This is a genomic window from uncultured Gimesia sp. (assembly GCF_963976445.1).
Classification (GTDB): Bacteria; Planctomycetota; Planctomycetia; order Planctomycetales; family Planctomycetaceae; genus Gimesia.
On record NZ_CAXBKP010000007.1, the window covers coordinates 203999 to 227865 of the forward strand.

At 50.1% G+C, this 23867-nt stretch carries 16 protein-coding genes; 10 read left to right on the forward strand and 6 right to left on the reverse strand.

Features of this window, described 5'->3' with window-relative positions:
- Positions 1 to 616: 616 nt before the first annotated feature.
- From AAC022_RS10495 to AAC022_RS10505, 3 genes are all read right to left on the reverse strand, one after another.
- Positions 617 to 3739 (reverse strand): restriction endonuclease, encoded by a 3123-nt coding sequence (locus AAC022_RS10495; RefSeq protein WP_339730731.1) that lies wholly within the window; start codon positions 3737 to 3739, stop codon positions 617 to 619.
- A gap of 247 nt (positions 3740 to 3986) precedes the next feature.
- A complete protein-coding gene (gene dgt / locus AAC022_RS10500; protein WP_339730734.1) occupies positions 3987 to 5258 on the reverse strand; it encodes a dGTP triphosphohydrolase in 1272 nt (423 codons plus the stop codon).
- Positions 5259 to 5547: 289 nt separating this feature from the next.
- Positions 5548 to 6111, reverse strand: coding sequence for a tetratricopeptide repeat protein (locus AAC022_RS10505; protein ID WP_339730735.1), 564 nt, complete (start codon positions 6109 to 6111; stop codon positions 5548 to 5550).
- A gap of 259 nt (positions 6112 to 6370) precedes the next feature.
- Here AAC022_RS10505 and AAC022_RS10510 point away from each other — a divergent pair, with 259 nt between their 5' ends.
- From AAC022_RS10510 to AAC022_RS10520, 3 genes are read left to right on the forward strand one after another with little or no spacing between them, the layout of a single operon-like run.
- Positions 6371 to 6727: a DUF2089 family protein gene (locus AAC022_RS10510; protein WP_339730737.1), complete on the forward strand. Its 357-nt coding sequence runs from the start codon at positions 6371 to 6373 to the stop codon at positions 6725 to 6727.
- A gap of 20 nt (positions 6728 to 6747) precedes the next feature.
- Positions 6748 to 7107, forward strand: coding sequence for a hypothetical protein (locus AAC022_RS10515; protein WP_339730738.1), 360 nt, complete (start codon positions 6748 to 6750; stop codon positions 7105 to 7107).
- Positions 7108 to 7124: 17 nt separating this feature from the next.
- Entirely contained in the window at positions 7125 to 8675 is a 1551-nt protein-coding gene (locus tag AAC022_RS10520) for a hypothetical protein (protein ID WP_339730740.1), read from the forward strand.
- Between the two features lie 85 nt (positions 8676 to 8760).
- On the opposite strand, the gene AAC022_RS10525 is transcribed toward AAC022_RS10520, so the two are convergent.
- A complete protein-coding gene (locus AAC022_RS10525; protein ID WP_339730741.1) occupies positions 8761 to 9837 on the reverse strand; it encodes a hypothetical protein in 1077 nt (358 codons plus the stop codon).
- Positions 9838 to 10194: 357 nt separating this feature from the next.
- Between AAC022_RS10525 and AAC022_RS10530 the strand changes: the two genes are divergently transcribed.
- The 7 genes from AAC022_RS10530 to AAC022_RS10560 all read left to right on the forward strand — a co-directional run bounded on the left by AAC022_RS10530 (position 10195) and on the right by AAC022_RS10560 (position 19774).
- Complete coding sequence (locus AAC022_RS10530) at positions 10195 to 11217, forward strand: DUF1559 domain-containing protein (RefSeq protein WP_339730742.1); 1023 nt, start codon at positions 10195 to 10197, stop codon at positions 11215 to 11217.
- Positions 11218 to 11366: 149 nt separating this feature from the next.
- Positions 11367 to 11894: a hypothetical protein gene (locus tag AAC022_RS10535; protein WP_339730744.1), complete on the forward strand. Its 528-nt coding sequence runs from the start codon at positions 11367 to 11369 to the stop codon at positions 11892 to 11894.
- Between the two features lie 143 nt (positions 11895 to 12037).
- A complete protein-coding gene (locus AAC022_RS10540; RefSeq protein WP_339730745.1) occupies positions 12038 to 13186 on the forward strand; it encodes a DNA-binding transcriptional regulator in 1149 nt (382 codons plus the stop codon).
- 244 nt (positions 13187 to 13430) lie between these two features.
- Positions 13431 to 14468, forward strand: a complete 1038-nt coding sequence (locus tag AAC022_RS10545; protein WP_339730746.1) for a galactitol-1-phosphate 5-dehydrogenase — start codon at positions 13431 to 13433, stop codon at positions 14466 to 14468.
- 198 nt (positions 14469 to 14666) lie between these two features.
- Positions 14667 to 16298 carry a solute:sodium symporter family transporter gene (locus AAC022_RS10550; RefSeq protein WP_339730749.1) on the forward strand — a complete coding sequence of 544 codons (1632 nt, stop codon included), beginning with the start codon at positions 14667 to 14669 and terminating at the stop codon, positions 16296 to 16298.
- Between the two features lie 10 nt (positions 16299 to 16308).
- The gene (locus AAC022_RS10555; protein WP_339730750.1) at positions 16309 to 17403 is read left to right on the forward strand and encodes an aldose epimerase family protein; all 1095 of its coding nucleotides are present in this window, start codon (positions 16309 to 16311) and stop codon (positions 17401 to 17403) included.
- A 52-nt stretch (positions 17404 to 17455) separates the two neighbouring features.
- Positions 17456 to 19774, forward strand: coding sequence for a sugar-binding domain-containing protein (locus AAC022_RS10560; RefSeq protein ID WP_339730752.1), 2319 nt, complete (start codon positions 17456 to 17458; stop codon positions 19772 to 19774).
- 187 nt (positions 19775 to 19961) lie between these two features.
- Here AAC022_RS10560 and AAC022_RS10565 read toward each other — a convergent pair whose 3' ends face one another.
- On the reverse strand, positions 19962 to 22892 hold the full coding sequence (locus AAC022_RS10565) for an FG-GAP-like repeat-containing protein (RefSeq protein ID WP_339730754.1): 2931 nt from the start codon (positions 22890 to 22892) through the stop codon (positions 19962 to 19964).
- Entirely contained in the window at positions 22882 to 23802 is a 921-nt protein-coding gene (locus tag AAC022_RS10570; RefSeq protein ID WP_339730756.1) for a DUF1559 domain-containing protein, read from the reverse strand. Before AAC022_RS10570 ends, AAC022_RS10565 begins: the two co-directional genes overlap by 11 nt.
- Positions 23803 to 23867: the final 65 nt, after the last annotated feature.

The following is a 23867-nucleotide window of genomic DNA, read 5'->3' on the forward strand; positions in this document are numbered from 1 at the left end:
ATCCACAGTGACGAAACAGAACTTGACACGCTGTCGCACACCGCAAAAATGTTTCACATGCGTCGGGCGCGCGAGTGAAATCACACTTTTTGCTAACCACATCCACAGCGAAACATCTTCGCACTATAAAACCCGCTGGTTTCAGTACGATTTCGCTGATGAACAATCTACCCCACTGCACAGGCTGCACGCTTTTTAGCGACAAACCGGTCACGATTTGAACCAGGCTGCGACAAGCTTGAACAAAATGCTGACCAAGCTGAGCCAGCATTCGACCAGCTTTCCGCTTGACCGATTCGTGCCGTTCAATAAGATATTTGATAGTCAACATTCTCAATGCCTCCATTATTTTTGTAAGCGACTCGGTATCAGGAAAGACAATCCTGCTCATCGATGAATTGACCAATTCCTTGATCAGGAATGCCAATTGTTGAGAACATTCTACCCATGCGAACCAGTGGCAATAGTCGATCATTCCACACTAGTGCTCATCAGAGAACATATTTTTTCTTACTCTTAAGAAAACCGAATCTCAAAATAAAAGAAGACCAGAACCCCTTCTCTCACGATAAGGGATTCCCCATTATTAATCCTTCTATTACCACTGAAACCAACCCTACTCGTAGGCACTACCGGACACCTGCATGACCCAGTCGTAATCTTTACCGGTTGCTCGATGTCCACCGATCGCCAGCAATAACTGTTCGAATTCGTCATCGGTGCAATGATCATAGAATATTTCGAAGACTACATTTCCCTCAACCGCGATCGTTACCAATTCCAGCAGTGACCTGGGGTCCGCTTTCGCCCCTTGATGTCTGAATTCAACAAAAGCGTTTTTCGGTCTACTGGGTAATTCAGCCTGCCATTTGAGGCTTTGATTGGTAATCCAGGCACTCGGCCGGCAATGAAGGCCCATTGGCGAACCATAGAGGACGCGAATGGAGCGTTCTCCGACTCCCGTGTGCTGGCCAAAAGTAGCATTCAACACCACCCGCTGTTTACCATGCGACTCGCTATTAGCTACGGGCCAATCGAATGATTCTTCATCAGCGACATTGTACAAGATCCCCACAGGACTGGTGGAAATCGGCACGTCATAATCACTGAACCGGATCCCCAGGGAGTTGAGCCAGGCATCGGTTTTCGAATCGTTCCATTCGTCGGCTGCGGTGAGCCCTTTTTCGAGCAGACTCAACCAGATTCGTCCCTGACCGCCGGTCGGCAGTCTCGGGGGAGCAATTGGAAATTCCCCTCGAGCAAAGCGATGGGCCACCAGATAGTCCATGAAAGCCGGGAGACAGAACTGCATTCCCTGTCCTTCCGTGGTGAGAAAGCCGGTCGTTTGTAAATCCAGGGCAATTGCTTCATCCACCTTCCCTTCAACGCCATACAGGCTGGTAACGAACTCATCCAGTTCGGAAAAAGGAATTTGAACTTTTTGCTGTCGATACATAAACCAGGCCAATTCGTAAACAAACTCCATTCGGTCGACGGGCGAAAGTAACCAGCGTGCCGGGCCTTTTTCCGTATCGCGTGCCAGCCAGAACTCAATCAGCATTTTCAGGACCGAGGCAATACTGTCGATACTGGGGTCATCCCAGGGCTCTGTATTGACGAGCAGACTCAAATACAACGGACTTCGCGCCAGCCGCTTGTATACCCCCTGGGGGTCGAATTGTTTTAGCCGCTTGTGAAACAGACTGGTATATTCCGCCCCCTTTCCCCGTTCTGCGCCGAATTTCGCGACGTATTCGTCGATATCATCGTAATTAAATTCCCGCAACACGATAGAGCGAACCGCCGGTCGGATGCCCTGCGGCAAAATATGTTTCGTGAGTTTATTCCAGAATGGATGATCGTCGTCTTTAGACCATAGTGACCAGAACTCGGGCAATCCCCTGAAATAGGAACTGCGTGCGGAGACAACCAGTTTCTCCGCTTTTCGAGACGCCTCAATGATGCGCAACATATTATGTCGTCGCTCATCGGGTTGCATGGCTCCGGGAATCTCATCCAGGCCATCCAACACCACACAGGTGCGCTGCGCCGGACCTTCATATAATTCAGCCAGAGTAACTGCTTTGCCAACAACTTCGGGAATCTGATCGCCATGTTCGAGTTTCCGTAGCGGAACGTAAACCACCCGATATCGTGCACCAGGATCACACATCTTATAGGCCATCTGAGCCAGAAAGGCTGATTTCCCTACTCCATATTCCCCAAAGACCATGAACACTTTCAGTTCGGAATCATTTAAAAATGCCTCGAACTGTCCGCGTGCCAGTTCCGTCGCCGTTGAGAGTTGTTGTGAGTCAAAGCCAGGTTGGACAATCTCACATTTGGGCTCAACATAGACATCACTTACGGCGATCGCCGATAACAAAGACTCTGTCGCCAAACGTCCGAAAATATATTTTTCATCGGAAGAGGTAGTCTGTAAGAGTTCGCGAAACTCTGTCATCCGCTTGATCAAAAATCCACGCCGAGATGCAAACCTCTCTGCTTCGGCACCAACCCTGTTGTCCGTTACTAAAAAGGAATGCGTCAAGTCAGACTGGTTCTTTCGTCGTGCTTCAATCATCTCAATCCAGTCCTGATCAGTCTCCCGAGATGTCGCGGAGACAAATACTTTGGTTGGAAAACGCCCTGAAACGTCGAAAATCACAACGTCAATCGAATCGTGAGACTTCTCAATGACTTCGTGAGTCATTTGAAGTGACGTTAACAGGATCACTATTTCATCACTAAAACTTCGCTGCAGTCGCGGAACCAATGTGCCTGCTGCTTTCGCAAGCAGCAATTGATCGTTCAATTGCGCCAGCAAAGCCTGTCCGTTTTTCGATCCCACACGTGACTGCAGTGATTTCAACTCTGTCTCGTCCTGTATAAAAAAGAGCTGATAGGCTTCATAATAATCACAAAAGAGTTCATGGAACAGATCTTCTTTCAGCCGGGTTCGCACCCACGACGCCGCTCGGCTCCGACATTGCTTTTGTAAATACTCCTGAAATGATTCAATAGACTGTTCTTCCTCCTGCATCAGATAATCACGAAAGTCCTGATCGGAAAAGTGCAGAGACGTGACAGCGACTTCGGTTAATGCTGGTCTCAGTAGATTTGAAAATTTGAGGCGAACATCATCTGCTGCAAAGTTGTGAGCCTGATCATGGCACAGCAGTGCCGCGAGTAGCTCAATTAACTCAAACAGTCGCATCTCATTCAGCGCCTGCGAAATGATGTCGCTAAAACTCTCCATAAAAAAAAGGGGGGAAATGTCAAGTTGTCCGTGAGGAAGTTGAAAAAACTCCATCACCAGATCATGATGACATTTGACACGCTGATCCAATTCGGTCAGTGAAATGAACTCGCATATGATCTCATTCGCACATCGAGCCTTCGCCCGTTTTCGTGTTTCCGCTGAAATATCACAAGTCGCGACGAAAATCACTCCGTACGGTCGTTCCGAGTGATCTAGTGAGAAAATCTTGTCCAATTCCTTAATCGCATCCGTAGGCCCAAATCTCCTGACGCGTTTGCATTGCATCGCCCATTGATTTTCTTCGAGGCGTAACAGGATATCGCGGCCTTGTTCGTTTCCGGCTGCCCCCAAATGCTCAGCCTCTTCATACCCCTCGCGCAGAGCGAGCCAGAGACACATCCGTTCAAAGTCAGCTGGTGACAACTCGCTGTACGGCAAAATATGCGTTGTGCCGGTTACAGCAGGTTTGCTTCCCATGAATCAGGTCCCCTTCCGCGATCAAATACGAAACCCCAGCGTGTGTCCGAAACATATACGAATCAACCAGATACTAAAGTATACAGTACTATTTAGTAAAGCATCCTCCGCCAAGTCAGATCAAAATCGAACCGGGACAAGAAATCGACCTCGAAGCGATCAAAGTGCCTGATAATGAAGTAAAACAGAGGCGAGGATTCATTCCATCACTGCTGGAGCGAATCGCTGGTCTTATTTCATATCCGTATTATTTCATATCCAGTGAAAAACCGCCGATTTCTCCTGAGACTTTCATGGCGTAATCATCGGTCATGCCACTCACATAATCCATGACCTGTTGCACCCACCAACTGTAATTATTGGTTAAGTTCTGATCGACATGATCTTTTCCCCAGGTCAGCTCGATACAGCGTTTCGAGAGGAAATGGATCTCGTCATAGTGTTCGGATTCGACAATCGATTGAATCGTTTTGAACAGCGATTTCAAAACTCGCCCCAGGATATGATACGCGCCCAATTCGGTCGCGATTTTTTTCCGGTGCCCGAAGATATCTTCGTAGAACTGATTCACTTCATCGAGTAGTTTTCTGTGTTTCTCATCCAACGAAGCTTTGAGATCTTCTTCACGTTCTCCATTCATAATGCTATCGAAATCAGCTTCATACACATTCCAGAACTCATTGATCAGACTCTGAATCGCCTGCCCCCTCAATTGGGGCAGACTCATCCATTCATTTTCCTTGTTATGCGAAATCGCCAGAAAGAGTTGGTGAACTTCGTTCCGCTTACAGATCCCCATTTCGACGGCGTCTTCCAGATCCAGAATGCGATAGCAGATATCATCAGCCGCTTCCGTCAAAAACGAGAGGGGGTGCCGACAGAACTTTCCCTGCGCGTTATAGAGCTCCAACTCATCTGCAATCTCCTTAAAGATGTCCGCCTCTGTCGTATAGACATTGTGCTTCATTTTTCGGGGAGTGCGATCATCTGTAGACAGCCACGGATATTTCACGGCAGAACTCAGCGTGGCGTATGTTAATCTTAAATACCCGGCACTCGGATTGTCGTAACGTGATGCGATACGAAAGCCCTGTGCATTCCCTTCAAAGTTCAGACAATCGCTGATACAACGTGCCCGTTGATCGTCATCCTCAAACGCTTTGCTGGAGAAGTATTCGGTCAAATGCTCTTTGACCCAGGCCCGAACCACCTCTTCACCCGCATGACCAAAGGGGGGGTTTCCCAAGTCATGAACCAGGCAGGCAGATTGCAGAATCCAACTTAAATCGAGATTGGCATCCTTAGAAAGATCGCTCTTCTTCACTGCAAGTTCAGCAACACGATCTGCCAACGAACGCCCCACACTGGCTACTTCAAGCGAATGAATGAGTCGATTATGTATATGGTCATTGCTGGCCATGGGATGCACTTGCGTTTTTCGGGCAAGCCTGCGAAAGGGGAGAGAAAAAACGATCCTGTCATAGTCGGCTTCAAACGCGGTTCGCCGATCTGCTTTCACATAACTCCGGCTCACCTCTTTTGATGTATCTCTTTTGGGGTTGGGAACTCTGCTCGATGACAGGAGTTTATTCCACGACAATTTATGCGACATTGACTTCGATCTAACTCCAGAAAAACAAACATGAATGCGGGAAGCATTCACAGAGAATAGGAAAGAGGCAAAAAAAGGTCAAAGGGGTCGTGTCGTAAAATACGAACCCCATCACTTTTCTTGCGAAAGAATTTCAGCGGTCAGAAAACCATTCGGACATGGCACCGTTTTCGTTCAAACTGCTGCTGAACAGAAGCTAGATGATCCTATCAGTGAATGAGTACTCTTTCTCAAACACACTGGGCATCAACTCTTTGCCTCGCTTGCGATCCTGTTTTGCTTTTTCGTCCTTGCCTTGATATTGATAAGCCAGCCAGCGATGAAAATAGGCTTCCCAGTCATCAGGTTTGAGTTCAATCGCCTGAGAATAATCGGCAATCGCCAGGTCGACCTTCTCGTCATCCCAGTTGAGGAGCCCTCGGTGCACGTAGATTGATGCGAGCCGGGTGGAATTATAATCAGGCTGTTTGTCCGCCTGCTGAATCGCCTGATCCAAATTTTCTTTCGCAGCCGTATATCGCCCGACGCCGATATACAAAACCGCCCGTCCGAAGAGCGCATCGACATCCCCTGAATCAGCATCAATGGCGACATTATATTCCGCTAATCGATCCTCATATTCTTTCACATCATCCAATGTGCGAAAATAGGAGAGTGGCTTATACCGTTCGGGAGCATTCATATAAACCGGAATGCACCCCGCGAGACAGCACAGGCAGAGGACGATCCCCGATAGAGGAAGTTTGAGCAGATTCGACATGAAAATATCCTGATTCAGATTGCATGATTGCATGATTGCTGGATACACACACCTGAGTGGTAAAATGGGTAAGGGTACCAGTTCCGGCCCCGCGATCAGATAGGCCCCCGCCGCGCGTAATGTAGTCCAGAACAGTCCTATCGTGCAATACGTTTCATTCCGATCGAATCTGGCTCAAACCAGGATATTTTTTAACTATTATCATATTTATTGAACATTAACATTTACTTTATTAACAAAATGCTTAATATTATTAAACATGAACAATATCGAGCTAAATGAATCTGTGAAGAAAATCGCCGACAAATCCAGGCTGATTCCTGGTCAAACTCAACGACCTGAGCACCCATTACTGTCTCTGGATCAGGAGAATCTTGAGTTCGTACTGCAGCTTGTACTGGCATCCGGTTCACTGAAGGAACTGGCACGCTATTACGGTATCAGCTACCCGACTGTTCGCGCACGACTGGATAAGCTAATCGTGCGGCTGGAATTGATTGTCGAAAGCCGTGAGCAAGATGAAATGGCGAATCTGCTTGCCAATCTTGTTGAAGCTGGTCAGCTTACCAGCACAGCGGCCCAGAGCATTCTCGAGTTACATCGTTCCAATCACTAAAAGCAGAGAGGAATACAATTATGGACGCACTCTGGTTTGATCCCAATACATTTGGTGCCTGGTTTGGCACGATTGTTGGCGGGGGTGGAGGCACACTATGCGGGTTATTGGGGGCACTTTGTGGGATCCTGAGTCCACAAGGGAAGGGACGAAGATTCATTCTCGGCGGGATGTTCCTGTTTTTCATCGTCGGACTACTTCTGGTTGCCACAGGCCTGGTCGCATTGTTTAACGGACAACCGTATGGGATCTGGTATCCGTTCCTTTTATCGGGATTCGTTTTTGCAATTGTCAATGGCGCACTGATTCCTGTGATACGCAAAAATTACGAAGAAGCTGAAAACCGCCGCATCGCCGCAAAGTCAATTCGCGTCGGCTGAATGACTGGAGACGAAACATGATCATGCAACAAAAGACACGCATCGCTTCAATTTGGAACTTGAGTTTGGTCGGAATAGCTGTCACCGGTTTTGTCATGTTCTCTGCCTGCCAGCCATTCGCACTGTCAAAGCCTCGTGAGCCACTTGCCGTTCGACTGGACTCGTCAGGCCCCTATATCATTCTTGCTTCCGAAACCGCGGATCGCGATTATCGGCAGGCGATTCAGAAAGCGCAGGCCCTGCATCCGGATGCCACCTGTTTGATATTCTCTACCGACAACCTTGAATCGGTTCTGGAACAACTCAAAACAATACAGCCGCGGTATGCGTTAATTTTTATCAAGCCGGACGAACTTGATGTGAACTTTGCCTGGAAATGGTTGAAATTGACGACACAGATTGATGACGACCCACTCGTGGATGTCAGCAGCGGATTCATCACCGGCACGACTCCGGAAGCAGCCGCCATGTTCGTAGATCGAATTGCGAAAACCCTAAGCGGGGAATTAACACTCCCAGGCAAGCTCATTGATAATTTCGGTCCCAATTCTCAAGCCACACAGAACAGTTTCATTCAGCAACCAGGTTGCTTTATGATTCCCGTTTTTCAGGAACGGACCGCACTCGCGAGCATTTCCCACGGAACACGCGGATTCACCAACACGAAACTGGGCTCAATGCAAGACGCAGGCCTGATCCATCTGGGAGGGCACGGCTATCCGGATCGAATTGTTGACGGACTACAAGGCCAGCAGGCAAAACAGCTAAAACTCGCTCCCTGCATCGTGTTTAACGGCGCCTGTTACACCGGTGTCACCAGTCGCTGGTTTAACCAATGGACGGCGAACGGAACCGTAAAGAGTGAGAGGGTCGCCGATGATGATTGCTTCTGCCTGAACCTGCTCAGTAACAGCGCCATCGCCTATCTGGCGGCCTTGCATCCCGACCACGGGATTCCTGTTTACCAGGAAATGGAGTACCTGGCCTACTCCGGAAAGTCGCTCGGCGATATCATGCGACACACTCACAACGGAGTCATACTGGGAAATGGTGGAACGCTGCCAACATTCGAGCCGTTTGCAGACAAGATGCGATCACCGAAATGGACTCCCAGCGAAGTGATGCTCAAGGGGACCGCCTCCCGGATTCTATTTGGTGACCCTGCATTGGTCATTTCAAAGGCCTTTACGAAACCCCCGTTTGAGAAGACGGTATCACTCATCACTCCCGATCAGTTACAGATCACGGCAGTATTGTCAAATACTGCATTGAAGAGCGAATACACAGATACCTATCACGCTGATCTGTCTTCGAATAAGCAGCTATTCAACGATCGCGCCCTTATCGTCGTCGATCTGCCGAAAGGCTGGAATAAAGTCAGCACTGTCGATGTCACTGCAGCACGTGCAGGTGGACAAGACCTGCAGTACCGAATGATTGGTTATACCGTAGAGCTGGATGGCGATCGGCATCGGTTACATATCCAGGTCGACTTGCCCACCAGCGGCTACATGCAGTCTCCATTTCGAAAAAAAGGCGCGACGATCATCCTCAATGTCAGCCGTTAATTTTCCTGAACTCCGACGCTGCACTTGAATTCGTGTTTTTCATGGTGACTAATATCCAACAGTCTGATGCGCCAATTCACCACCTTCAAAAAGTATCAAACGAGAGCACAATCACATAGTGGCTGGCGCCCCCTGGTTTCGAGTCGTCAAATGTAACCTGGATTTGGCTCTCTGTCACCTTGAGACTGACAGGACCGCGGCCGCGCTGCTTCTTTAAACGCACACTCGTCAGATGAATGTGATGCGGTAATACCCGGGTCCCTCCCTGATTGGCTAAAACCTGTGTTTGCGTAGTTTTCCATTCGATTCCATTCATAATCAGAATACTGGGATATCGGTAAGCGTGATTCCGCCACGTTAATCTGTCTTCCGATAACGTGAGCGTGTCGGAACCATCAATGCGGACCGCAATATTTAATTGAAATGTTTTTTTCGGGATGCGTTTGATCCGCTTCACTAAAGCAGCTTGTTCTAATACAGGTAACTGGGGTAATGCTTTCAGATACCAGAACTTGGCTCGTTGCAGTAAAGCTGTTTTCAGTTGGGGGTCCCCCTCTGCTGCATATTTGGCCCAGAGATCTCCCAGCTTGATCTGATCGGCGGCGATCGAGGGAAATTCTTGTTCTCGATTGGCCAGTGAGACCAGCGATGCGTCCGAGCACCGTTTTAATAGTGGTAGCCCTTGATTCCAGTCCCAATTCTGCAAACAGTAAAAGAACCCGGCTGCCAGAGCCGCATCTCGATCTTTTGGGTCTGCCTTTAAAGCCTTGAGCGATTTTTCCACTTCTCGATAATCGGCGTCCAAGCCAAGTGCATATTTGGAATAATACAGACTGGACTGATAGAGATATGAATTGTCTGCATTTTTCGCTGCCGTTTTCGAAATGGCTGCCGCTTTTGCTGCATCTGAAAACAGTTTCTGCTTGAGCAAATCGTCCGCAAGATCCAGGCCAATGACAGACACTTCAAAGGCCTGCTGCGGAGTCTGCGCCGATTGCATCAAAGTCCTCAGCGACTCAAGCCGTTCTTCGGGAGCAGCAGTTTTAGATTTTGTATCAGCAGAATAAATCACACCAGGCGTGATCAATAAACACAAAATGACACGACTCGCATACGAGACCGTAAATCGGAACATGCCAGGATCACATTGACAGCGAGCCATAATTCGGCCTTTGTTTTCTTTTGGGAGAATCTGAATTCGATATCAGTAATCGTACACGGTCCCACATCGAACTACCATAAAAATAACAAAGAGAAGAATGAGTCCTGAAGAACTGATCTCTGTTGCTTTACTTTTAGTGAGATATCTATGCCAAAACCTTAAGTTAACGTCAGGTTAACAACTGATGAATAAATGCTGATATGAGCATACTACCATTGAACACGAAACTATCCATAGATAACGTATCCGCAAGAATACCATTTGTAGATCGCGTATAGATAGCATAAGTAGAATTTCAAGATTGTCCGATGTTTAAGGATCTTCCACCTTTCACTTCTACAGAATAAGGAATTTTTGATGCGAAATCATTTCGTTTGTCGATTTTATCCAAAAAGTTTTCGCCGTTCTGCATTCACTTTGATTGAGCTACTCGTGGTCATCGCAATCATTGCGATCCTTGTGGCATTATTGCTTCCGGCTGTTCAGCAGGCACGCGAAGCGGCCAGACGATCTACATGCAAAAATAACCTGAAGCAACTTGCGGTAGCTTTACACAACTACCACTCGACATTCATGGTTTTTCCTCCTGGAAGTGTTAACGGCAGAGGTGATAATCCAAATGGCTCAAATGGGTCTGGAGGAGTCGCCATTGGTGGTTCATGGATTCTTATGCTGCTGGCAGATATTGAGCAGTCGGCAATGTTCGACGATTTCATGACCATTGCCAACGAACGACCTGAAGTTCTCGACTGGCTGGGAAATGGAACATACACTTCGCAAGGCATGGATGTGGGCAGCAAACAAATCAACATCATGCTCTGCCCTTCTCATCCTAAAAATAAAGAGCAAATGGCAAATGGGACCGGATTGGAAAACTTAGCCCGCGGCAATTATGCAGCCAACTACGGCAAAGCTGGTTATGGCAGTATTCATACAAGCGATATGAAAATAGGGGGCGTCTTCGGCAATAATTCCAGTTATGGAATTCGTGACATCATTGATGGTACTTCCAACACGCTGGCATTGAGCGAGCTCCAGTTTCGTCTGCAAAGTTCAACCGGACCATCCAGACAGGACTCCCGTGGTACCTGGACTTATGGAGTCATGGGAGGGAACATTTTCAGTACCCAAACCGGACCAAACAGCTCGACTCCCGATGGAGTTTGGGGATGTCGTAATTACCCTGAGGAAGGCATGCCATGTGTTCAAATAGGCTCGCCTTATACCGAAATGTACTCGGCGGCACGCAGCTATCACACGGGTGGTGTCCAGGGAGCAATGGCGGATGGCTCAGTGAGATTTTTCTCTGAGAATATCGATTTGACACTTTGGCAAGCCTTGGGTACGCGGGGCGGTCGCGAAGTGATTAGCGATTTCTAATCTGAAGTCTTGACCACAGAAAAACGGCCTGCTTTCTGATACTGATAATTCGATCCGCTCTGTCTCGTCTCATGTTGACTTCTTGAATGCAATGATTTCAATCATGATCAAGGACGTTACGTGAAACGACTTTAGCTCAAAGAAATACTATGATTTCATTCACACCAAAAACTATCCATCGCTGTCTGGTATTAAACTTGTCTATTTTGTTGACTGGCATGTTGCCTGGCCTACTGACTGGCTGTGGTGGCAACGACCAGGCAACAGTTTACCCGGCCGGTGGCATCGTCCACTATGATGGCAAGCCGCTGGTTGGAGGAGGGGCTATTTCTTTTGTTCCGATTTCGACTCAAAAAGGAAAGACTGCCGGTGGAATCATCAAAGAGGATGGCTCCTTTGTGATGTCAACTTACGATGCGGGCGATGGTTCGATCGAAGGAGAATTTCGCGTCGTCGTTTATCAAACAACGATGCAAGAACCAGAAACCGTGCCGGACAGTGATGGGACTGCATCGGGAAAGAACTTTGAACCTGCTCCTACTGAGCCGATTCAAACCGTGGAAAAGAAGGATCGCATCCCGACTCTCTATTCGGACGCGGTGAAATCACCGGTCACAATCAAGATCGACCCCAATGGTAATAATGAGTCATTGAATATCGACCTGAAACGCTTATGATCAGCAAACATCGCAATGAAACGGTACCATTGGGCCTGTTTCATTGCGATAAAGCGTTGCTGTTTGTTGAAATCCCTTTACCCTCGTTCACCCCAGCATAGACAGCCTCGACGGTCCGTTTCGAAACCGATAAGCTATGCAGGATGAAGCGACACGTAGCATTGATCATCGAAACATCCAGCAGCTACGGCAGAGATCTGCTGGCGGGCATCGTCCGCTTTATGCGAATGCATGATGAATGGTCCGTCTTTCTGGAACAACGCGACCTTAGAAAAAAACCGCCCGCGTGGCTGGGAAAATGGAACGGCGATGGAATCATCTCCCGCGCCACTACTCCCGATCTCGTCAAGGCGGTGGCGACGACCGGCGTTCCTCTGGTAGAACTCACAGATCGTGGGGAAGATCTGGGACTCCTGCAAGTCAGGTCCGACGATGCGGCTATTGGCAGGATGGCAGCCGAACATTTACTTGAGCGAGGCTTTCAAAAGTTCGGTTTTTGTGGCTTCACGGGTGAAGCGTGGTCCCAGCGCAGACAGGACGGCTTTGTCGAAACATTACGTGCAGCCGGTTTTGACTGTGATATCTACAACTCTCCCTGGCATGGTCCTTCAGTACGATCATGGGAAGATGTTCAAAGCAGACTGACAAAATGGCTGAAGCAGTTTCCGCGACCGTTCGCCGTGATGACCTGCAACGATATGCGCGGGCAACATGTGCTCGACGCCTGTTCGAATGCCGAACTGGCAGTACCAGAAGATGTGGCCGTGATCGGTGTCGATAATGACGAGTTACTGTGTCGCATCTGTGCCCCTCCCATGTCCAGTGTCATTCCCAATGCGGAAGCCGTCGGTTTCCGTGCCGCCGATCTGCTGTCCCAGGTCATGAACGGCAAAAAGATCGCAAAGTCTTCTCAGGTGATCCCACCGATTGGAATCGCCACCCGACAATCTACAGATGTTGTTGCCATTGATGACCCGAATATCGCAGCAGCGCTGCAGTTCATTCGCGAAAATGCCTGCCGGGGGATCAGTGTTGACGAAGTTACACAGAACGCTTCTGTCTCGCGCAGCACTCTGGAACGTCAGTTGAGAAAATATCTCGGACGCACTCCACAGGAAGAGATCCGACATGTGCAAGTCAGGCGCATTCAGGAGCTGTTGCATACAACAGACCTCTCGATCGAACGCATCTCTACTTTATGCGGATTCGAGCATCCGGAGTACATGCACGTCGTCTTCAAGCGACTGACCAAGATCACTCCTGGAGAGTTTCGTCAGCAAGCTCAGGCCTGATTCCGACGTGACAATATATCTTATACCACTGACGTCCCATCTCATTGATTCTAATCAGCACGCTTTTATAATCGACTCTTGTAAAGCATCTCTCCCTGTTCGGTGATTAGACTCAGAAGTAGATCATCTGGCTATAAAAAGGCGATTTCCTCGGAATCTTCTTGGCGGGAAAGTCCCTGACTCCTGAACAGAGTCCCTTGTTCAACCGATGATTCTCGCTCGCATTAATCATAGAAGCAATAACATGAAAGCAATGGTATTAACGGAATATCAGCAACTTGAATTGACCGACTTTGAGAAACCAGAGATCGGCGCGACTGATATCCTGGTTCAAGTTCGCGCCTGTGGCATTTGCGGCAGTGATATTCATGGATACGATGGCAGCACCGGACGACGCATTCCGCCACTGGTAATGGGGCATGAAGCTGCCGGCGTGGTCACAGAAGTAGGTGACCACGTTTCCGGATTCCAGCCCGGCGATCATGTCACGTTTGATTCAACCGTCTCTTGCGGCGCATGTTTCTATTGTCGCCGTGGTGAGATCAACCTCTGTGATCAGCGCAAGGTACTGGGTGTTTCGTGCGAGGAATACCGACGACATGGTGCGTTTGCCGAATTTGTTTCGGTTCCACAGCATATCTGCTACCCGCTGCCGAAAGATCTCCCCTTTGCCCATGCGGCGATGATCGAAGCGGTTTCCGTTGCCGTGCATGCCGCCAATCGGACTCCCGTTTCGCTCGGCGATACGGCAGTCGTCGTCGGAAGTGGAATGATCGGGTTGCTGGTCATCCAGGCAATCCGGCTCGCCGGCTGTTCCCAGGTCATTGCCGTCGACCTGGACTCAGGCCGTCTGGAACTGGCGCAGCAACTGGGTGCAGATGTAACCTTGAAGGCAGATGAAGTAGACGTGCCCACTGAAGTCAGACAACGAACGAACGGCCATGGTGCCGATGTCGTACTGGAAGTAGTCGGAACCACGGCCACCGTGCGTACCGCCGTTGACTGCGCACGGAAAGGAGGGTCGGTCACCCTGATTGGCAATCTTTCCCCCACGATCGAAATGCCTTTGCAATCGATTGTCACACGTGAGTTATCCATCTTTGGATCATGTGCTTCCAGCGGCGAGTATCCCGCCTGTATTGATTTACTGCAGAAACAGGCCATTCGCGTTGATCCACTCATCACCGCAACCGCTTCACTGAAACAAGGTCCCGATTGGTTTGCGCGCCTGTATGCTGGTGAGCCGGGCGCTATGAAAGTCATTCTCGACCCTACCATTTAAAAAGGAATAGAAAATTACTGATCCGGAAAACAGATAAGTCTCACTGAAGGAAACCAGTGCAACAGCCCCTGAACGCTGTTGTTTTACTGGTATTCAGAGCAGAGGCTGTGTACTGTATCGAATGCCTTTCAACTAACGCACGATTTCGATGCACTTGAACCAAATCATAGCCTCAAACGATTATGGGAACGAAACATCATGCTACTGACAATTATTTCTTTTCTGTTTTTTACAGGCCTGGTCGCCTTTCTGACCTGGATGATTACGCGCCGCGATGATCATTCCAGCAGCAGCGGCTATTTTCTCGCCGGGCGTTCGCTGACCTTTCCCTTAATCGCTGGTTCACTGTTACTCACAAACCTCTCCACCGAGCAGATGGTCGGGCTTAACGGCGCTGCTTTCACTGACGGACTGTGCGTGATGGTCTGGGAAGTGCTCTGTGTGATTGCGTTGGTCTTTATGGCCTGGTTCTTTCTGCCGCGATTCCTCAAAAGTGGGGTCGCCACTGTTCCTGAATACCTGGGAATTCGTTTTGATCACCAGACACAGGTGATTACGAACCTGATCTTCCTGGTAGCTTATGTGGGAATCCTGTTACCGATTATTCTCTACACCGGTGCCACAGGCATGCTCGGCATTCTTGACGTCCCTTCGATGTTGGGCAGTTGGCCCGAATCACTGGGCATCGATGCGCACACACTCTCGCTGTGGCTGATTGTCTGGATTGTCGGCATCATCGGATCCATTTATGCCTTGTTCGGCGGTTTACGAACAGTCGCCGTCTCAGACACAATCAACGGCATCGGCCTGCTGGTTGGAGGCTTCTTAATTACCGGCTTCGCACTGTCAATGCTTGGTGGTGATGGGGGAATCTCCGCAGGTGCCTCACAGATTTTTGAAGAACAGAAAGAGCGACTCAATTCGATTGGCAGCCCCGAATCATCAGTCCCTTTTGGAACCGTCTTCTCAGGTATCTTTCTCTTAAACCTGTTCTACTGGACGACCAACCAACAGATTATTCAACGTACGCTGGGTGCCAGCAGTTTAGCCGAAGGGCAGAAAGGCGTTCTATTGACAGGCGCATTGAAGCTGCTCGGACCGCTCTATCTTGTGATTCCCGGCATGATCGCCTTCACCATGTTTGCGGGCGAAGATATCAAAGCAGACCATGCCTACGGGTTACTGGTGAACCGCGTACTCCCCGCGCCGCTGACTGGATTTTTCGCTGCCGCCATGATCGGTGCCATCCTTTCCAGTTTCAATTCCGCGTTGAACAGTTCCTGCACCCTGTTCAGTCTGGGGCTGTATAAAAACGTGTTCCAACAGGATGCCAGTGAGGCCTCTGTGGTAAAATCGGGTAAAATATTCGGCTGGATTGTCGCCGTGGTAGCGATGAGTCTTGCTCCCCTCCTGGCGAATACCACCAGCATCTTCGGCTACCTGCAGAAAATGAACGGTATTTACTTCATCCCCATTTTTGCTGTGGTTCTGATGGGCATGTTAACCAAACGCGTGCCTTCGATTGCCGCCAAGGCCGGATTAATTGTGGGCTTCGCCGTGATTGCCATTGGGTACTTCGTCCCTCCGTTCGATACTATCGTCGCTTCCCTGCACGAATTCCACTTTCTGGGACTTGTCTTTAGCTGGTTACTAATATTGATGCTGGTGATTGGTGAAGTCGCCCCTCGCGAAACTGAATTTGAACAGGAAGATGTGGGAGCCGTCGATATGACGCCGTGGCAATTCGCCAAACCAGCCGGACTTATCCTGATCGTGATTGTATTCACCATTTACGCTACGTTTGCAGACTTCTCAGTCCTCGCCTCGTAAGGAAGTTGAAATGAAAATATTCTCATTATTTACTGCCGTTGTTTTGTGCCTGGCTGCCCCTGCACGGGGTCAGGTCGAAGATTTCGACAGCATCAAGCTGTATACGTTGAAAAATAACTCAGGCATGACAGTAAAAGTCACCAACTATGGTGCCATCATCACGTCCATTTCCGTCCCCGACCGGAACGGAAAAATGGCGGACATTGCTCTGGGTTACAATCGTGTTGAGGACTATATCAACGCGGTTGACAAGCCCTACTTCGGCGCCATTGTCGGCCGCTACGGCAACCGCATCGCCAAAGGTCAATTCACGCTCAATGGTGAAACCTATACGCTGGCAAAAAACAATGGCGAGAATCATCTGCACGGCGGCGTCATCGGTCTCGACAAAGTCGTCTGGGACGCAACACTGGTTTCTCCTACGAAAATCGAACTGACCTATCTTGCCAAAGATCGGGAAGAAGGATATCCGGGAAACCTCAACATCAAAGTCACCTATTCGCTGAACAACGAAAACCAGCTGATCGTGGACTACCTCGCAACGACCGACAAAGCAACGCCCATCAATCTGACGCAGCACACCTACTTCAACTTGAAGGGGGAAGGCACAGGGACCATTCTCGACCATGAACTGATGCTGAATGCCAGGAAATACACGCCCGTTGATCAGACTCTGATTCCCACCGGCGAACTGGCGGCTGTCGCGGGAACACCATTCGACTTTACCTCCCCCAAACCAATCGGACGGGATATCAATCAGCAACACCAGCAGTTGGAATTCGGAGGCGGCTTTGATCATAACTGGGCCCTCAACAAACACGGTAAAGAAAATCAGCTGACACTCGCTGCCAAAGTATACGAACCCGAATCAGGTCGCGTTCTCGAAATCCGTACCACGGAACCTGGAATCCAGTTCTATTGTGGCAACTTTCTGGACGGGCGTTTGAGTGGCAAGTCTGGTAAACCGTATCTGCATCGCGGCGGTTTCTGCCTGGAGACACAACATTATCCCGACAGTCCCAATCAACCAAACTTTCCGACAACGATTTTGAAACCGGGTGAAGAATATAAGTCGACGACGGTCTTTCAATTCTCAACCAAATAATCAAACACTTCAATTACAGCAGATTCAACAACGACTCCTTTGGAACGGCGCTATGTATCCAACCCGAAAAACAAACTTGTTCTCGTCCTCTGTTTTATTTCGCATTGTCTCAGCATTTGCATTGCTGATTTTCAGTTGCACATTCGTGATGGCACAGGAAATCAACGATCAATGGCAGTATACGCTCAAACGTCCTGCCGACGGTTGGCAATCAACTCAGTTTGACGACAGCAAATGGCAGGCAGGTTTCGGAGGATTCGGCACTCGTAGAACTCCCGGTTCACGCGTCGGAACCGAATGGAAAACGAAAAACATCTGGCTGCGAAAATCGTTCCAGCTGAAAGACGTCCCACAAAAACCCGCGTTGATGGTACATCATGATGATGAAGCCCAGATTTATATTAACGGTCAGCAGGTCGCAGATTTAACAGGCTGGACTACCAACTTTAGCGTGATTCCCCTGGACGAAAAAGGGCGACAGGCCCTTCAAAAAGGGAAGAACCTGCTGGCAGTACACTGCTACCAGGATGGAGGGGGCCAGTTTATTGATGTGCACGTCATCGATGCCAAGCAGGTCCCCGTACTGCCTCCTCCTAAACGCAGTACCGTCCCCTTTCATTCCAAATTGATCACAAAATGGGGCGAACAAGTCACCCCTGAAAACGCCTGGACCGAATACCCTCGTCCACAACTCGTCCGTGATAACTGGAAGAACCTCAATGGCAATTGGGACTATGCAATCACGCCCCTCGATCAGAAGAAGATCCCCACAGACTGGGCTGGTCAAATCCTGGTCCCGTTCTGCCTGGAATCGAAATTGAGTGGTGTCCAACGGTTGCTCAATCCTTCAGAAGCACTCTGGTATCGTCGCACCTTTACAGCGCCCGAGTCAGCCGATCGTCGAACCCTGCTGAATTTTGAAGCCGTCGATTATTTCTGCGACGTATTCGTGAACCGGAAGCTTGTCGGCTCTCATAAAGGCGGGCATACCCCCTTCTCCTTTGACGTGACAGACCTGATTCGCCCCGGAGAAAATAGTGTCGTCGTCCGTGTCAAAGATGCCACTGAAGGCTGGCAACTTCGCGGTAAGCAGATCCTGGACCCACACGGAATCTGGTACACCCAGGTCTCGGGGATCTGGCAGACCGTCTGGCTGGAGCAGGTCGGATCGAGCTATATCAAAGATCTGAAGATCCAAACGGACGTTAAGGCGGGAACCATTACAGTTCGTCCCCAGATCATCGGTGGTAAGCCAGATCAAACCATCCAGATCATCGTCAAAGACGGGGATCAAAAAGTCGCAGAGACCCACGTAGTGGCCCAAGGGAGCACCAACGAATTATCGCTGACCGTTCCCGACGCAAAACTCTGGTCTCCCGACTCACCGCATCTCTACAATCTGGAAATTTCCTTGATCGAAAAGGGCAATGTCTCGGATCAGGTCAAGTCTTACACGGGAATTCGCAGTGTCAGCAAAATTCGTGATAAAGATGGGCATTTGCGTTTCACGCTCAACGGAAAAACCATCTTCCACTGGGGACCTCTGGATCAAGGCTGGTGGCCTGATGGCCTGTTGACTCCCCCCTCCGATGAAGCCTTGCTGTTCGACATTGAGTATCTCAAAGCCGCCGGCTTTAACATGATCCGTAAGCACATCAAGGTTGAGCCGCGGCGTTTTTATTATCACTGTGACCGACTGGGCATGATGGTCTGGCAGGATCAAGTCAGTGCAGGACACAATCCCCCCTGGACACGACTCAAACCCAATCCTAAAGATGCCAAATGGCCTGATCCACAGCACGATCAGTACATGGTCGAACTGGAAAGCATGATTGACACGCTAGAGAATCATCCCTCAATTGTGGTCTGGGTTCCGTTCAACGAAGCCTGGGGCCAACACCGCACTGTAGAAGTGGGAAAATGGACCGTCAAACGAGATCCGTCTCGACTGATCAACATCGCCAGCGGCGGCAATTTCTGGCCTGTAGGCGATGTGGTCGACGCGCATCAATATCCCCATCCCGGTTTTCCCTTCGATGCAGATCGTTACGACGATGAATTCATCAAAGTCATCGGAGAGTTCGGCGGTCACGGCTATCCAGTGAAAGATCACTTATGGGATTCCACCCGACGCAACTGGGGTTATGGTGATCTACCGAAGGACGAAGCCGAGTACAAATCACGTTACCAGAAATCACTGCAACTGCTGGACGAGCTCCGCAAACGCGGCATCGCAGCCGGGGTTTACACCCAGACAACCGATGTCGAAGGGGAAATCAACGGTTTAATGACCTACGACCGCAAGGTAATCAAAATTCCCGCCAAAGATCTCGCCAAGCTGCATGAGTTACTGTTCTCCAACCAGCCCTAGATTCACGGTGCAAACAGGCACTGAATCGCAGGGGGGCAATGCGGGCCTGCCCTCCTGCGGTGCCTCTATTTTTGGTTACTGCATCGGTTACTTCGGAAGCGATGAAAACCAAGATCACGAATGCCCAGCGTATTGAAACATCCTGCTCTGCGGCTCGTTAAGTTGGCCTGACTTCGGTTACCAGTTCCTAAATCGAGGACGCCTCTTCGCCTTCGATGAGCTTCAGTTCTCGATCAACGGGCACATTCAAGTATTTGCTTTGTTTGCCGGATGGCCAACGCACGGTGAGTTCATCGATGATCATCTTGTCTCCCAGTCCAAACAGGAGTTGACGCTGGTTGCTGGCCTGAAAGCCATCGCCGGCAGTCAACTGTTGCACCTGGACACGCTCACCAGTGCGAACTGTCACGACTGCTCCGATCGCATCGCGTGACGAGGTAACGCCATAGAGTTGAATGGCGAGGTAGTGATTTGGTGTCTCTGTGAGATTGGTCACCAGGGATGCAGGGGCATTGATATTCGAAACCACGAAGTCGGGCCGCCCGTCTCGATTCCAATCCAGCCGCGCCAGACCGCGGCCGAGCCTGGCCTGTTCAAAGTAGTCGCCTAATTTGCTGGCGGCGACCTCTTTAAATTCTCCCTGACCGACATTACGAAAATATTGTGGCGCCATCTGATACGGTATGCCCCCCGCGCTCAGGTCGAGCACGTGACCATTGGTGACGACGAGATCAGGCCAACCATCCAATTCCGCATCCAGGCACTGAGTTCCGAATCCCAGCCGATGGTATCCCGGTTCGCGTAAGCCACTGCGACCAGTGGCATCAAGAAACACGCCCCCTTCCTGATTGAGGTACAGCGTGTTGGACTGTGCATAAAAGTTCGTCACGAATAGATCAAGCCAGCTATCCCCGTTGACATCTCCTGCCGCAACTCCCATACAGGCTTGCGGGAAACCATTAGTTTCAAATGCCAGCCCCAGACTGGTCGCGGACTCTCTGAACTGCGGTGCTGCAGAAGATTTCGAGTCGTTTTGAAAAAAGAAATTCGCCACGGCATCATTCGCTACAAAAAGACTCAATTGTCCCGCGCCATTAAAATCAGCGGCGACAATCCCCAATCCCTTTCCATCCGGAACGACAATCCCCGCCTGCTCGCTGATCTCTTTAAAAGTCCCATCACCAGTATTCAAATACAATCGATCCTGCGAAGCGGCAAAGCTGCTGGGATTACACCACTGAAGCTCTTCCCCTTTGCGACAGGTGGCCCGGCGCGCATCTTCAATCGACAGATAATTTACATCGTAAATATCAGGAAGACCGTCGCCGTTTAGATCCGCGATCAGGCAACTGGTCGTCCACTGTTCGGGACTGTCTTTCGATGTGTGGGTCACTTTCTGAAATGTTCCATCGCCCAGGTTTTCATACAGCTGATTCTGTCCGAGGTTGGCCACGTACAGGTCCGGAAAACCATCGTTGTTAAAGTCTCCTACGGTCACCCCCTGACCGTAGGACGCGCTACCGAGTCCAGCATTTATGGTCACATCAGCAAAAGCCCCCGTTCCCAGATTGTGAAAGATGCGATCAGTCATGCCGGGTGCTTGTGTTTCGGGCGAAAGCGTTCCTCCCTGTGTCAGATAGAGGTCCGGGTGCCCGTCGCTGTCATAATCGAAAACGGCAACGCCCCCGCCGTTGCTCTCATACATCCGCATTTCACCCGTCTCGGCCTTTCCGCGACTGCGATAGACAAAGTCGATTCCAGACACCACTGCATCATCCCGAAATGCGACAGACAGATTAGACACGGAACGCTCATTCGTTTCCGCGATATCCGCTCCCTCCCACTCGGGCAGTGAATAACTTGAAAGATCAATGCGTGCTGCAGGATTCGCACTGATCAGGGTGCGTGGTAGATTTGCAGTCAGTCGGGGCTGCAGGCGTTCAATCACGGTGCGTGGCCAATTGACCTGAGGATTCTGTGTGAATTCCAGCATCGCCCATCCCCAGGCTTCCCAGAGACGCCCCAGTTCTTCCGTAAGCTGGGCAGCTCGCTGCATGCCAGCCGTATTTCGTGGATGCGCGAAGAGATCATCCACCACCTGCGCCAGCTCCAGTAACTGTTTACCGCGTTTGAGGAAGGGCTGCGCTTCTTCCTTTAATCCCAAAGCAACCAGTGTTTGTCCGAGTTGAAGGTTGGCGACCCTGTGATCAGGATCGCGGCGTACCGCCTCCCACAGGCACCGTGCTGCCGCGCGAAGATCATCGTGCTCACGAAACCACAGCCCCCGCGCTACCCAGACTCCCGCATTCCATTCTACATCTTCAGGCAGGTCACGATTCCATTTCTTGAACTCTTCTGCATGTATGGACTGCAGAACCTGCCCCAACTGGGCCTGACCTTCAGCTGATAGCGGCTCTTGGCTGACAACGGTTTCGAGCCATTCACGCGCGGTGTCGAATTCGTTCTGTGAGGCGGCAGTACGCGCCAAGCCGATCAGCGGAAGTGGATCCTGAGGATTCTCTGTGCGGCAACGTTCAATGAAGCCGGTATCGGCAATGACAGGATGGCTCGCCCCCAGCAAGACCAGATGATGTAAACCGAACTGGCTCTGCTGAACAAGTCGAAGCAGAGGCTCCACGGATTCCGCACAGCGGCCTTCGACTCCGAGCAAGTAGGCCAGCCCCGCGTTCGCTCGCTGGTGAAGAGGTAATTCATCGAGACACCTTCGATACAGCTTCTCGGCAGCCGAAACCTGTCCCCATTGTATGGCGAGGTCGGCACCGAAGCAGAGACTGTCGACGAGTTCGGGACTCGATGATTGAGGAAGGCTTTCATAATAAGCCAGGGTCGCAGGACGATCATTCTGCGATTGTGCTGCTCGGGCAGCCAGCAGAATGGCGTTAATCTGTTTGGGGTCCCGGGCTATGATCTGATCTGCTAATGCTTGCGCACTGGCAGCGTGACCTGCCGCCAGTTCACGATTCGCATGCGCGAGCAACTCTTTGGAATCTGTTGATGAACCAGACAGGTAATAGACAACACCGCCACAGGTCAAGAGGCCTGCGGCGATGTAGATCCAGATCTGATAGCGAAACTTTTGAGGCGTACTAGTATTCACCAATCACTTCGTTCCCAAACCGCGTACTCAGTGCGCGCCAGGTGCCGATATCAATGTTCTCCGAAACGAAGCGGACCGCACCATCACACAGTGCCACATGCACGCCGCCCGTATGCATACTGCGAGCGGAGAAGTTGAGTGGGGCTGTTGAGCTCGTTCCCTGACAAGGGAGCTTGATTGCAGAATTGGCAGCGACACAAAAACCGGGATTCAGATTATCCGGCACACTACTATTAGGAGGATAATGCGTCGTAAAGCCGACGTGTGGCACGTACCAGATGAGACCTCGCAAATCCTGGCCATTTTGTCCCTGACGAATCTCACCTAGCAAAATAGTATTACTCGTGCCATCTGCGACGTCTCGTATTTTGAAGGAATGACCTATCGTACTCGAATTGGAATGTTTGAATGGCCCCCCCAGATAGGCGACACCGTTAAAAGGAGTCACGCTTTCGACTGTAGTATTCCCAAAGTTGACTGCATAGTTATAGTTGGGGGTATTATTCCAGGTCTTCGTGGCCGAGTCAGAAGGACAGAGAAGTGGCGTAACGACGGTCTTAATCAGGGCGTTATTTGGTCCATGGGTATACTGTCCGGATTCATCCCATTGGTTATACATGTTCGCCTGATCGATATAAGGCAGGATATACCGCATCCAGACACAGCCACTCTGATTATTGTCGCCTGCAGCGATGCTCCCCATGCAGGCGATCGGAAAATTTCCCGTCACTTCATGGTAGTTTTGCATAGCCAATCCTAGTTGTTTCAGATTATTTTTACACTGCGAACGACGGGCCGCTTCACGTGCCTGCTGTACTGCGGGCAACAGTAAAGCGATTAAGATTGCGATAATCGCGATCACCACCAGTAACTCAATCAGTGTAAAACCTGATTTTTTAGAGCGTCTCAATGGAATCTCCTCTAATATAAATGGAAATGATAACTCGTAAAATTGGATGCACCAATAGGCCTGCG

Bases quoted from the DNA above. Each gene is read 5' to 3' on its own strand.
- AAC022_RS10495 (WP_339730731.1), bottom strand. From the start codon at position 3,739: ATGGGAAGCAAACCTGCTGTAACCGGCACAACGCATATTTTGCCGTAC.
- AAC022_RS10505 (WP_339730735.1), bottom strand. From the start codon at position 6,111: ATGTCGAATCTGCTCAAACTTCCTCTATCGGGGATCGTCCTCTGCCTG.
- AAC022_RS10510 (WP_339730737.1), top strand. From the start codon at position 6,371: ATGAACAATATCGAGCTAAATGAATCTGTGAAGAAAATCGCCGACAAA.
- AAC022_RS10515 (WP_339730738.1), top strand. From the start codon at position 6,748: ATGGACGCACTCTGGTTTGATCCCAATACATTTGGTGCCTGGTTTGGC.
- AAC022_RS10520 (WP_339730740.1), top strand. From the start codon at position 7,125: ATGATCATGCAACAAAAGACACGCATCGCTTCAATTTGGAACTTGAGT.
- AAC022_RS10525 (WP_339730741.1), bottom strand. From the start codon at position 9,837: ATGGCTCGCTGTCAATGTGATCCTGGCATGTTCCGATTTACGGTCTCG.
- AAC022_RS10530 (WP_339730742.1), top strand. From the start codon at position 10,195: ATGCGAAATCATTTCGTTTGTCGATTTTATCCAAAAAGTTTTCGCCGT.
- AAC022_RS10535 (WP_339730744.1), top strand. From the start codon at position 11,367: ATGATTTCATTCACACCAAAAACTATCCATCGCTGTCTGGTATTAAAC.
- AAC022_RS10540 (WP_339730745.1), top strand. From the start codon at position 12,038: ATGAAGCGACACGTAGCATTGATCATCGAAACATCCAGCAGCTACGGC.
- AAC022_RS10545 (WP_339730746.1), top strand. From the start codon at position 13,431: ATGAAAGCAATGGTATTAACGGAATATCAGCAACTTGAATTGACCGAC.
- AAC022_RS10550 (WP_339730749.1), top strand. From the start codon at position 14,667: ATGCTACTGACAATTATTTCTTTTCTGTTTTTTACAGGCCTGGTCGCC.
- AAC022_RS10555 (WP_339730750.1), top strand. From the start codon at position 16,309: ATGAAAATATTCTCATTATTTACTGCCGTTGTTTTGTGCCTGGCTGCC.
- AAC022_RS10560 (WP_339730752.1), top strand. From the start codon at position 17,456: ATGTATCCAACCCGAAAAACAAACTTGTTCTCGTCCTCTGTTTTATTT.